Raw genomic sequence first — 12,021 nt, 5'->3', positions numbered from 1 at the left:
GCGTCAGGCGCCCGCCAGGGCGACCTGTTCGGGCGTCAGCGCGGGGCCCTCGCGCAGCTCGATCAGGATTCCGTCAGGGTCCGCCATCATCACCGACCAGGTGTTGCGGGTGCGGCTGACGATCGGATCGCCATGGAAACGGACGCCCTCGGCACTCCATCGCGCATGGATCGCCCGGACATCGTCGCAGGCGAAGCCGATATGCGGGCTGCCCACCTCATTGGCCGGCGACCCGGCGGTCCGTGCGCCCCGCCCCTCGGTGAACTGGATCAGCTCGAGGACGAAGTGGCCGTCGCTCAGGAAGGCGGCGAGCAGTTCGCCGCCCGCGACGCCGGTCATGCATTCGACCACCGGCCCCTTGTGCGGCGCGTCGCGCCGCACGACCTTCAGTCCGAAATAGCGATCGTAGAAGGCGATCGAGCGATCGAGATCGCCGACCGTCAGGCAGATATGGTCATAGCGCGTCATCATGCCACCGCTCCCGTCAGGCGATTTCGCGGATCTTCACTTCGGGATGGCGCGCGGCGATCATCCGCTTCATGCCCTCGCGCCAATGGACCCGGCATTCGCAGCCGAGCGCGATGCGCCTGCTGTGATCGCCGATCCAGCTCCCCGAGCGGGGCCGGTCGTCATATTCGAAACGCGGCTCCTTGCCGACCAACTCGCCGAGATAGCGGACCCAGGTCTCGACCTCGATGCCCTCGTCCCCGCCCCAGTTGATGATCGTCGCCGGCACCGTCGCCTTTTCCAGCAGGATCGGCACATGACGGGTGATGTCGTCCTCATGGATCGGCGCCTGGAACCAGCGTTGGCCGCGCTGGAGCCTGATCGGCTCGTCCGCCAGCAGCGCGTCGAGCTGCCGCCCCGGCAGGCCGCCGTCGAAATAGGGGCCGCCATAGGCGACGTTCATCCGCGCGATGACGGTCGGCAGGCCGTGGATCTGGCACAGCGACCGCACCACGCCCTCGGTCGCGGTCTTCGACACGCCGTACATCGGCGCGAAATAGGTGGCGCCGCCGAGCGGCTCGTCCTCCGTGAAGACATGTTCGGGATCGGGGTGCGCGGCATAGCAGCCGGTCGCCGAGACATGGACGAAGCCCTTGGCGTCCTTGTAGCGCTCCATCAGGAAGGCGGTGCCCTCCGCATTGTCGCGCATCCCCTCCTCCATCGTCGCCGGCTTGGTGTTGGCGGCGGCGTGGAACACATAGTCGACCGTCTCGGGCGCCTCGCGGAAATCGCGGGTCACATAGTCGCCATAGGCGCAGCGCACCCCCGCTGCCTCCAGGCTCTCGCGCGATCCGGGCGCGCTGAAGCGGGCGAGCGCGATGATCTCATTGTCCCCCACCAGCCCGCGCGCGACCGCGCCGGCGAGCTGGCCGGTCGCCCCGGTCACGAGAATGGTCTTGCCGGCGATCGCCATCGGGTCGTCTCCTGTCGGTTTGTGGGTTCAGCGGTTCCAGTGGAGCGGAAGCGTATCGAGACCGAGCACGCCACCGCCATGGGCGGTGATCGCCGCCCCCGACGCGACCGCCAGGGTGGGCGCGCGCCGCAGCCATTCCTCCTGCGCGATCACCAGCTCGCGCCGGGCGAGATGCGATCCGATGCAGCGATGCGCGCCGAAGGAGAAGGCATTATGCCGGTTGGGGCTGCGGGTCAGGTCGACCCGGCCCGGATCGGAAAATTCGCGCGGATCGCGGCTGGCGAGGACGGTCGAGGTCGTCACCAGTTCGCCCGCGCGGATAGTGACGCCGCCGATCTCGACGTCCTGCCGCGCGAAGCGGCTGGTGGTCACCACCGCGAAGGCGCGGAGCAGCTCCTCGACCGCATCGGGAATTCGCGCGGGATCGGCGCGCAGCCGCGCCTGCTCCTCCGGATGTTCGGCGAGATAGCGGAAATGGAAGCCCAGCGAACTGGCGACGGTGTCGAGGCCGCCGATGAACAGCAGGAAGACGATCCCCATCACCTCGCCGTCGGACAGGCGGCGCCCGTCCATTTCGGCCGTGACCGCGAAACTCATCAGATCGTCGATCGGATTGGCGCGGCGCTCGGCGGCCAGTTCTTCCAGATAGGCGATCACCTCGTCGGTGGCGCGCAGCTTGGCGGCATAATCGCCGCCCAGCATCTGGCCTTCCCATGCCATGAACTGCGGCGTGCGGTCGCTGGGCAACCCCATCAGGTCGACGAAGATCGCAGCCGGAAAACGCTGCGCGAAATCGGTGACGAAGTCGCATTGGCCCTGCGGCAGCAATTCCTCGATCATCGCGACGGCGCGGGCGCGCACCTGTTTCTCCAGCGCCGCCATGCGCGCGGGGGAGAAGAGCGGGTTCATCAGCGCGCGATATTTGGCGTGATCGGGCGGATCGACCTCAAGCGGGATCAATCCCCAGCCGCGCCCCCTGGTGCGCGCGGTCTTGTCCTTGCTTGAGAACAGCATGTCGTCCTGCAACACCCGCCGGATGTCGGCGGCGTGGGTCAGCACCCAGGTTCCAGCGCCATGCTCGGCATGGTGATGGACCGGCGAATAGAAGATGCGCGGCCCGTCGTGCAGCCGGCCGATCGCCTCCTGCGGCCGGTCGCCCAGCCCGGTGCGGAAATCGAACGGCCGGACCAGGTCGCGCGGGACATGGGGCGGCACGGCCAGCGCGGCCTCTTCAGCGAACATCCGTCCCTCCTCGCATCCCGCGCGCCTGGCCGGCCGCGGTGATGATTTTCGACGATGGGCGATGGTAGGAAAGCCGCCCGGCGACGACAATCCAACTATTTATATGATTTAACCTTCTACGCGGAGATATTCGCCGCAATCCCCCGTGCCGCGCGCGACGCCCGCCAGAAATGGAAGGCGGCCCAGAGGTGGAACAGCAATGTCGCCGCCAGCGCCCAGCGGATCGAGTCCGGCGTGCCGATCATGTCGCTGAGCTTGCCCGTCATGAAGGAGAGCACGCCGTTGCCGATCAGGATCGAGAAGAGCTTGGCGATCGACAACACCGAACCGCGCATATGCGGCTCGGTGAAGCTGACCAGCGTGGCATAGCCGGGGCCGACCACCCCGCCGACCAGCACCGCGAACACCGCCATGGCGACGAGCGCCGCGGCGAGGCTGGGGGCGAGGCACATGGCGACGCCGGTCAGCGCGGCGAGCACCGTGAAGGTCGCCGGCACCAGCGCGAGCCGGGCGGATTCGCCGCGCGAGAAGCGGTCGGTGACGGGGCCCGCGAGCAACGACCCCAGGGTCTGCATCAGGCCGATGCCGAGCCCAACCCAGATTGCCGCCTTCTCCGGGGTCAGGCCATGGACCCGGACCAGAAAGGAGACCGTCCACACCATCACCGAGAATTGCACGCCGGTCGACAGCATGTTGCCCCAGATGCTGTGGAGCAGCGGCCGCGACCGCAGGATCCAGCGCGCCGCCGCGACATAGGAGACCGCCTGGCGCGGCCCGTCGGCGGACGGCGGATCGAAGCGGCCGCGCTCGGGCTCCTTGCAGGTGAAGACCAGCAGCGCGGCGAGGACGAGGCCCGGCACGCCGGCGATCAGGAACAGCGAGCGCCAGCCGAAATGCATCAGCAGCCAGCCGCCGACCATGAAGGTGATGAACTGCCCGACCGCCGTCCCGGCATAATAGAGGCTGACCGCCGTGCCGCGCCGTTCGCGCGGGAAGAGGTCGCTGATCAGCGACAGGCTGCCCGGCGAGGCGGGCGCCTCCGACGCGCCGACGCCCATCCGCGCGAGCAGCAGGGCGGCATAGTTCTGCACGGCCGCACCCGCCATGGTCAGCACGCTCCACACCACGGTGGTGAGGGCGAGGAAACGCCGACGGTCGAGACGGTCGAGCAGCCAGCCGCCGGGCAGTGCCGCCAGCGCGTAGGGGATCGAATAGGCGAAGCCGGTGAGCACCCCGATCTGGGCGTCGCTCAGGTCGAATTCGCGCTTGAGCGGCTCGACGACGACGGAGGGCACCGCACGGTCGACGGAGCCCATGATGTAGACGAGCACCAATATGCCCAGCATGTACCAGCTACGCCGGTCGACGCGCGGCTCGGCGGTGGAAGAATCACGCATAACCGACGCCTCTCCAGTTTTTTTCTTCGCGTGGTGTAGGAGGGGCCCTTATGGGTGACAAGACCGCCATGCTTGACAAGCGCCGGTTCGACGCCTCCTTCTAAAGACGAACGACAGCGATTTCAGGAACTCCATGGTGCCGCCTTCGGCCAGCAAGCTACGATCCGTGAAACTGGGCGAGAAGGCCGCCAACTATCTTCGCAAGGAGATCGTCGAAGGGCGCTTCAAGGCGGGCCAGAGCCTGCCCAGCGAAACCGAGATGATGGCGATGTTCGGCATCTCCCGCCCGACCTTGCGCGAGGCGATCCGCATCCTCGAGGCGATGGGCCTGGTGGTGATCCAGCGCGGCAAGAACGGCGGCGCCGCCGTGCGCCATCCGGCCGTGACGATCACCGCCGCCAACGCCGCCATCTATCTGCAAACCAAGCAGGCGACCCTGCTGGAACTCCAGCGCGCCCGGTCGATGATCGAGCCCGAGCTGGTGCGCGGGCTGGAGGGCCGGATCACGGCGGAACAGTTCGCGGAGCTGCGCGGCATCCTGGCGCGGGCGCGCGAGGCGATGAACGATGTCGGCGCCTATGTCGGCTGCACCACCGCCTTCCACATGGCGCTGGTCAACCTGATGGAAAACCGCGTGCTCGACCTGATCGTCAGCATGATCCACACCATCTACGAGCCGATGGTGGCGGCGGCCACGGCGACCAACATGGCGGTCGGCAAGACCGCCTTCCAGCTCGACGTCACCAGCCAGGAGCATCTGCTCGACCTGATGGAGGCGGGCGACTTCGCGGCGGCCAGCGACTTCTGCCGCTCCAACCTCGCGCGCATCGCCCGTTTCATGGAGGAGAGCGGCGTCGGAAGGGCGATCATCGGCGCACCCGAAACCGACGCCTGATCCGTTTTTGGATCGCCGGGCGGACGACATGACTGGGCGCAAACTCGTATGAGCCATCGCCGCGCCGCCCGCTTAGTCGCAGGATCATCACTCAAGGAGGGGTGCCATGCGCTTTGCATTCGGCCACGGATTCTATCCGAAGAAGCTCGACGACTTTAAACGGCTCAGCCGCACGGCGGACGAAGCCGGCTTCGCGATGGTGATGACCGGCGACACGCCGGCGCTGGTCGGCGACCATTATGTCGGCCTGACGATGATCGCGCTGGAGACCAGCCGGTGCCGGCTCGGCTCCTACATCAGCAATCCCGTCACCCGTCACCCGGCGGTGGCGGCAGCGGGGATTGCGGCGGTCAACGAGATCGCCGGCGGCCGCGCCTATCTGGGCCTCTCGACCGGCGACAGCGGCGTCTACAATCTCGGCGAGAAGCCAGCCAAGCAGGCCGACTTGGAGGAGTATATCCTCACCGTGCGCGCACTGCTCGAAAAGGGCGAGGCGACCTACCGGGGCAACACGGTCCGGTTCGGCTGGTATCATGGCCATATCCCGATCTACATGGCGCCCGGCGGTCCCAAGGGCCTGCGTCTTGCCGGCCGCATCGCCGACGGCGTCTTCCTGGAAACCGGCTTTCTGCCCGAGGTGATCGAGGACACGCTGCACCAGATCGACGAGGCCGCGCGCGAGGCTGGCCGCTCTATCGACGATATCGACATATGGTGGCATGCCCGCGCCTGCATGGGCAGCTCGCGCGACGCCGCGATCGACACCATCCCATCGGGCCTGCTGGGGATCGGCAACCGCCTCGCCCGCTTCCAGCAGCAGGGCAAGTTCATCCCCGACGCCATCTGGCCGAAACTACAGGAACTGAAGCGCCGCTACGACTTCATGGGCCATCACGAAACGGCCGGCGGCGCGACGCCGCAGCGCAACGCCGCGATGCTCGACGAGCTGGGCCTGCGCGACTATCTGGCCGACCGCTTCGGCATCCTCGGCACGCCCGACGATTTCGTCGAGCGGATCCGTTCGCTCGAGAAAATGGGCGTCCGCAACATCGCGTTCACCGCGCTGATGCCTGACAAGCTCGATTTCCTGCATGCCATGCGCGACGCGGTCATTCCGCGCTTCACGATGGATTGAAACAGAAAGGGCCGCCCCTCGTCGGGGACGGCCCTTTTCTCCTGTCCGCCGCCGACGCGATCAGGCGCTCGCCGCCCCGTGCCGTTCCTCGACGATCTGCGCGAACTTGGCAAAGAACTCGTCGGCCAGCTTCTTGGCGACGCCGTTGACCAGCCGCCCGCCGAGCTGCGCCAGCCGCCCGCCGATCACCGCGTCGACATCGTAGCGCAGCAGGGTGCCGCCGTCCTGCTCGGTCAGGCCCACCGTGGCGCCGCCCCGCGCGAAGCCGGCCGCGCCACCTTCCCCCTGGCCGACGATGCGATAGCCGCTGGGCGGATCGAGGTCGGTCAGGTCGACCGATCCCTTGAAGGTCGCGGAGACCGGGCCGATCTTGACCTTCACCACCGCCGAGAAGCCGCCATTCTCCTTCTGCTCCAGCTCCTGGCAGCCGGGAATGCAGGCCTTGAGTGTCTCCGGATCGTTGAGATTGGCCCAGACCGCCTCGCGGCCGGCCGGCAGCACGCTCTCGCCATCCATCTTGAACGCCATAAGAAATCCACTCCATCGGCTCGGGGCGGCTCATCGCCCCGTCTCCTGCGCTGGCTATCGCGCGCACCCGCCCGCCACAAGCGATCCGGCCATACCGAATTCGCCGCCTTTGCCCCGGAAAGGCCCGAATTCGGGGAAATCGAAACCCACTCGGGCGACAGTTTCCTAAAGACCGGCGAATCCATCCGGTCGCACCGCGACAAAGTTGGGCAGACGGGGATCGCGCCCGTATAGTCATCAGCCCGGCATCGACGGCCGGGGCAGCGCCCCGGACAGGGAAGAGGAACCATGCGCGAGTTCGGAATAGGTCAGTCGCTGCCGAGGACCGAGGATTTGCGCCTAGTGCGCGGCACGGGTCGCTACACCGACGACATCGCCCCGGCCGGATCGGCGCGGATGTACGTCCTGCGCTCGCAGCACGCCTTCGCGCGGATCGGCGGCATCGCGGTCGACGCCGCGCTGGCGGTTCCCGGCGTGCTGGCGATCCTGACCGGCGCCGACGCGACCGCCGACGGCCTGGGCGGCTTCACCTCCATGGTCCGCCGCACCGGCCCGGACGGCCAGCCCAATTTCGAACCGCCCTTCGCGGTGATCGCGCGCGACGTCGCCCGCTATGCCGGCGAACCCGTCGCCGTCGTCGTCGCCGAGACGCTCAATGCCGCGAAGGACGCCGCCGAACTGATCGAGGTCGACTATGACGCGCAGCCCTGCGTCGCCGACCTCGCGCTTGCCGACGCCCCCGACGCGCCGCTGGTTTGGGAAGAATGTCCCGGCAATCTTTGCGTCCTGACCGAGGTCGGCGACAAGGCCGCCACCGAGGAGGCCTTCGCCGGGGCCGCGCATGTGTCCCAGGTCGATTTCCGCATCAGCCGGGTCGCCGTGTCGACGATGGAGCCACGCACCGCCGTCGCCGAATGGAGCGAGGCGGACCAGCGCTTCACGCTCCACGCCAGCATCCAGAACCCGCATATGAGCCGCGAGCAGCTCGCGGGTGTGTTCGGCCTGCCGTCGAACCAGATCCGCGCCGTGGCGCTCGACGTCGGCGGCGGCTTCGGCCTCAAGGGCGTCCCGCATCCCGAGCTGGCGCTGGTCATGTGGGCGGCCCGCCGGGTCGGCCGTCCGGTGCGCTGGACCTCCGAACGGTCCGAGGCTTTCCTGTCCGACTGCCATGCCCGCGACCAGATCGTCCATGCCGAGCTGGCGCTCGACCGGGAAGCCCGCTTCCTGGGCCTGCGCGTCCGGGTGAAGGCCAATTTCGGCGCCTATCTGAGCCTGGCCGGCGTGCATTGCGCGCTGGGCAATATCGGCGGCCTCAGCGGCGTCTATGTCCTGCCCGCCATCCATGGCGAGATACGCGGCCTTTTCACCCATACCGTGCCGATCGGGCCCTATCGCGGCGCCGGCCGGCCCGAGGCGTCGATGATGATCGAGCGGGTGATCGACGTCGCGGCGCGCGACCTGGCCATGGACCCGGCCGAGCTGCGCCGCCGCAACCTCATCCCCGCCGACCGGATGCCCTATGACACGGGCTTCGTCTTCACCTATGACAGCGGTGATTTCCCGGCGAGCCAGGCCAAGGTCCAGGCGATATCGGACTGGAGCGGCTTCGAGCGGCGCCGCGCGGAGGCGCGGGCGCGCGGCAAGCTGCGCGGCATCGGCATGGCGCATGTGATCGAGATCGCCGCCGGCCAGCTCGACGAGATGGGCGGGATCGAGGTCGACACCAGCGGCGCGATCGCCGTCACCACCGGCATGCAGAACCACGGCCAGGGCCATGAGACCATGTACCGCCAACTCATCGCCGAGTTCATGCACGTGCCCCCCGACAAGGTCAGCGTTCGCGACTGCGACACCGACCAGATTCCCTATGGCTTCGGCACCGGCGGGTCGCGATCGGCGGTGGTCGCGGGCTTCCTGCTCGAAACGCTGGCGAGCAAGGTGATCGCCAAGGGCAAGCAGGTCGCGGCGATCATGCTGGAGACCGAACCCGACCGGATCGACTATCGCGAGGGCGCCGTCTTCGCTGCGCGCGACAGCAACCGCAGCGCGACGCTGGCCGAGGTCGCCCGCTTCGCGCATCAGCCGATGCGCCTGCCCCCCGGCTTCGAGGGCGGGCTGTCGCACCGCCAGATGACCCGGCTGGCAGGCCCCACCTTCCCCAATGGCTGCCATGTCTGCGAGGTCGAGATCGACCCCGACACCGGCCATCTCGAATTCGTCGGCTATTGGGTGTCGGAGGACGTCGGCAAGGCGATCAACCCGATGATCGTCAAGGGACAGGTCCATGGCGGCGTCGTCCAGGGCCTGGGTCAAGCGCTCGGCGAATATATCCATTATGACGAGGAAGGGCAGCTCGCGACGGGCAGCTTCATGGATTACCAGATGCCCCGCGCGCTCGACATGCCCGCGATCGGGATCGTCGGCAGCGACACGCCGTCGCGCAACAATCCGCTGGGCATCAAGGGCTGCGGCGAGGGCGGCACGGTCGGCGCCCTGCCCGCCGCGATGAACGCGATCACCGATGCGCTCGGCCCGCTCGGCATCGCCAATTTCGACATGCCCGCGACGCCGCAGCGCCTGTGGCGCGCGATCCGCGACGCCGGCGGGATGCCCCACGCGATGGCCGCCGAATGACGGCCGCCATCACCAACAGGACGGAAGACCGACGATGCCGCTGGTGACCATGACCGTGAACGACCGCCCCGTCGCGCGGGAGATCGAGGCCAACACGCTGCTCGTGCTGTTCCTGCGCGAGACGCTGCGCCTGACCGGCACGCATGTCGGCTGCGACACCACCCAGTGCGGCGCCTGCGTCGTCCATGTGAACGGCCGCGCGGTGAAGAGTTGCACCACCCTCGCCCTGTCCTGTGAGGATGCCGATGTCGTGACGATCGAGGGCCTGTCGACTGGCGAGGCATTGCACCCGATGCAGGCAGCCTTCCGCCAGCATCACGGCCTGCAATGCGGCTATTGCACGCCGGGGATGATCATGAGCGCCGTCGGCATGGTGCGGCGGCTGGGCACCGATCTCGATCGCGACACGATCCGCGACGAGCTGGAGGGCAATATCTGCCGCTGCACCGGCTACCAGAATATCGTCGAAGCGATCCGCGCGGGCGCGCAGGCGATGGCCGACCGGCCGGACGCCTGACCGGCGCGGCCTTCCCGGAGACTATCGATGTACCCGTTCGACTATCATCGCTGCGCCAGCGCCGAGGAGGCCAGGGCGCTTCTCGCCGAACTGGGCGACGGCCGTTTCCTTGCCGGCGGCCAGTCGCTGCTGCCGATGATGAAGCTGCGCTTCGTCATGACCGGCAACATCATCGACCTGCGCGACTGCGAGGAACTGCGCGGGATCGATATCGGCTCGGGCACCGTGACGATAGGGGCGATGACCCGGCATGTCGACGTCGCCTCGTCGAAGGACCTCGCAGCCGCGTTGCCCGTCCTTGCCGAACTGGCCGGCGGGATCGGCGATCCGCTGGTCCGCGCGCAGGGCACGATGGGCGGATCGATCGCCAACAACGATCCGGCGGCCGACTATCCTGCCGCCTGCCTGGGGCTGGGAGCGACGATCCTGACGACCGCCGGGGAGATCGCCGCCGACGACTTCTTCCTGGGCGTGTTCGAAACGGCACTGGAGGAGGGCGAACTGGTGACGGGGGTCCGCTATCCGGTCCCCGCCGCCGCTGCCTATATGAAGTTCCGCCATCCCGCCTCGCGCTTCGCGCTGGCCGGCGTCTTCGTCGCGAGGACCACGGACGGGCTCCGGGTCGCGGTGACCGGCGCCGGATCGCAGGGCGTGTTCCGCTGGCGCGAGGCGGAAGAGGCGCTGGCCGCCGATTTCGCGCCCGAAGCGCTCGACGGCGCCGAACTCGACACCAGCGACCTCAACAGCGACATCCATGCCGACGCCGACTATCGCGGCCATCTGGTCCGCGTGATGGCGGTCCGCGCCGTCGGGAAGATACTAGCGGCAAACAGCTAGGCGAGGCTCCACCGCCGCAGCGTCAGCAGCAGCATGAGCGCCGCGATCGGCAACAGGGTCAGCCCCAGCGCCTTCATCGGCTCGGCGCCGAGATGTCCGCCCAGCAGATAGGCGGTGAACGGCGCGCTCAGGATCGCGCCGCAATATTGCGCAGTGCGGAGCAGACCCGCCGCCGTGCCGCCGCGGTCCGGCGGAGCGTGGTCGAGCATGCGTTGCTGGTTGACCATGTTGAGCGCGCCGTTGCCGATCCCGAACAGGAAGGTCAGCAGCATCAGCCCGGCGAGCGTGGTCGCGCCGCCGAGCAGGAACAGCCCGCCGCTCGTGGCGATCAGCGAGAGCAGTCCGGCCATCTCCATCGCGCGTCCCCGCACGCCTCGGGTGGGGGCGAGCGAGGCGAGGCTGGACGAGACGGCGACGGGCAACAGCACCAGCCCCGACTGTTCGATCGGCAGGTGCAGCCAGGCCTGCGCCCATTGCGGGATCGCATAGAAAAGGCAGTAGAGCAGGAAATTGAGCAGCACATGATGCGCGTAAGTGCCCGCCAGCGCCCGGTTGGCGATGATCAGCCGGACGTCGATGAAGGGCTCGCGCACCCGCCGTTCGACCACCACCAGCGCCGTCGTCAGCAACAGGGCGGCGGCCAGCCCGCCAAGATGGATGCCGCCGGCCAGGTTCATCAGGACCAGCATCAGCGCGGTCATCGCCAGGGTGAAGAGCGTGATGCCAGGAAGATCGAACCGGGCCCGCCGATCCCGCCGCGCGCGATCGTCGGCCGGCGACAGCCAGATCGCCAGCGCCGCCGTGACGATCGCCAGCGGCAGGTTGATCAGGAAGACCCAGCGCCAGCCCAGGAAGCCGGTGAGCACGCCGCCGAGCGGCGGCCCCACCGCCATCGACGCCGAACTCGCCATCGACAACAGGCCGAGCAGCCGGGCGGGCGGCTCGACACCGAGCGTCTCGGAGCGCTGGCGGATCATCACCACGGCGCAGGGAAAGCCGACCGCCGTGCCGAAGCCGATCAGCGCGCGCGCCGCGATCAGCGACCAGGGTTCGAAGGCGATCGCGCCGAGCATGGCGCCGGTCGCGAGGAACCCCATGCCGCCGAGCAAGGTGCGGCGCGCGCCGAGCTTGTCCGCGACGCCGCCGAGAACGGGCTGGGCCACCGCGGCGGTCAGGTAGAGCGTGGCGATCAGCCAGGCGGCGATCGCATCCTGTCGGGGAAAGGCCCGGCCGATCGGCACCAGCGCGGTCGCCAGCATCGCCGAGTTCATCGGGTTCAGCGTCGCCGCCACGAGCAGCGGTAGCAAGAAGCGCCGGTCGAACCGGACGGGCGCGGGAGGAGCGGTCCTGTCGGTCATAACCGTGGTTCCGCCCCGGCCCCGCTGGGCCCCGCGCGGCCCGTGGTCGCGCGGGGCC

11 protein-coding genes are annotated in these 12,021 nt (G+C 68.5%); 5 read left to right on the top strand and 6 right to left on the bottom strand.

Features of this window, described 5'->3' with window-relative positions:
• Positions 1-3 precede the first annotated feature (3 nt).
• The 4 genes from HRJ34_RS23035 to HRJ34_RS23020 all read right to left on the bottom strand — a co-directional run bounded on the left by HRJ34_RS23035 (position 4) and on the right by HRJ34_RS23020 (position 4,059).
• Positions 4-471, bottom strand: coding sequence for a VOC family protein (locus tag HRJ34_RS23035; protein ID WP_208632521.1), 468 nt, complete (start codon positions 469-471; stop codon positions 4-6).
• 13 nt (positions 472-484) lie between these two features.
• Complete coding sequence (locus HRJ34_RS23030; protein WP_208632520.1) at positions 485-1,420, bottom strand: NAD-dependent epimerase/dehydratase family protein; 936 nt, start codon at positions 1,418-1,420, stop codon at positions 485-487.
• Positions 1,421-1,447: 27 nt separating this feature from the next.
• Positions 1,448-2,662, bottom strand: a complete 1,215-nt coding sequence (locus HRJ34_RS23025; RefSeq protein ID WP_208632519.1) for a cytochrome P450 — start codon at positions 2,660-2,662, stop codon at positions 1,448-1,450.
• Between the two features lie 116 nt (positions 2,663-2,778).
• Complete coding sequence (locus HRJ34_RS23020; RefSeq protein ID WP_208632518.1) at positions 2,779-4,059, bottom strand: MFS transporter; 1,281 nt, start codon at positions 4,057-4,059, stop codon at positions 2,779-2,781.
• Positions 4,060-4,192: 133 nt separating this feature from the next.
• Between HRJ34_RS23020 and HRJ34_RS23015 the strand changes: the two genes are divergently transcribed.
• Positions 4,193-4,954, top strand: coding sequence for a FadR/GntR family transcriptional regulator (locus HRJ34_RS23015; protein WP_208632517.1), 762 nt, complete (start codon positions 4,193-4,195; stop codon positions 4,952-4,954).
• Between the two features lie 106 nt (positions 4,955-5,060).
• Positions 5,061-6,089 (top strand): LLM class flavin-dependent oxidoreductase, encoded by a 1,029-nt coding sequence (locus tag HRJ34_RS23010; protein ID WP_208632516.1) that lies wholly within the window; start codon positions 5,061-5,063, stop codon positions 6,087-6,089.
• A 60-nt stretch (positions 6,090-6,149) separates the two neighbouring features.
• Here HRJ34_RS23010 and HRJ34_RS23005 read toward each other — a convergent pair whose 3' ends face one another.
• Positions 6,150-6,617, bottom strand: a complete 468-nt coding sequence (locus HRJ34_RS23005) for a CoxG family protein (RefSeq protein ID WP_208632515.1) — start codon at positions 6,615-6,617, stop codon at positions 6,150-6,152.
• Between the two features lie 288 nt (positions 6,618-6,905).
• On the opposite strand from HRJ34_RS23005, the gene HRJ34_RS23000 reads away from it, so the two are divergent.
• The 3 genes from HRJ34_RS23000 to HRJ34_RS22990 are packed head-to-tail and all read left to right on the top strand — an operon-like array spanning position 6,906 to position 10,605.
• On the top strand, positions 6,906-9,251 hold the full coding sequence (locus HRJ34_RS23000) for a xanthine dehydrogenase family protein molybdopterin-binding subunit (RefSeq protein ID WP_208632514.1): 2,346 nt from the start codon (positions 6,906-6,908) through the stop codon (positions 9,249-9,251).
• A gap of 34 nt (positions 9,252-9,285) precedes the next feature.
• Positions 9,286-9,768: a (2Fe-2S)-binding protein gene (locus HRJ34_RS22995; protein WP_208632513.1), complete on the top strand. Its 483-nt coding sequence runs from the start codon at positions 9,286-9,288 to the stop codon at positions 9,766-9,768.
• A 27-nt stretch (positions 9,769-9,795) separates the two neighbouring features.
• Positions 9,796-10,605 carry an FAD binding domain-containing protein gene (locus HRJ34_RS22990; protein ID WP_208632512.1) on the top strand — a complete coding sequence of 270 codons (810 nt, stop codon included), beginning with the start codon at positions 9,796-9,798 and terminating at the stop codon, positions 10,603-10,605.
• Here the strand turns inward: HRJ34_RS22990 and HRJ34_RS22985 are convergent.
• Positions 10,602-11,963: an MFS transporter gene (locus HRJ34_RS22985; RefSeq protein ID WP_208632511.1), complete on the bottom strand. Its 1,362-nt coding sequence runs from the start codon at positions 11,961-11,963 to the stop codon at positions 10,602-10,604. The two genes, HRJ34_RS22990 and HRJ34_RS22985, sit on opposite strands and share 4 nt — an antisense overlap.
• Positions 11,964-12,021 lie beyond the last annotated feature (58 nt).

It is taken from the genome of Rhizorhabdus wittichii (genome assembly GCF_017607425.1).
GTDB lineage: Bacteria > Pseudomonadota > Alphaproteobacteria > Sphingomonadales > Sphingomonadaceae > Rhizorhabdus > Rhizorhabdus wittichii.
Note: the sequence above shows the minus strand (reverse complement) of the source record. Positions and strands in the feature narration are given on the sequence as shown.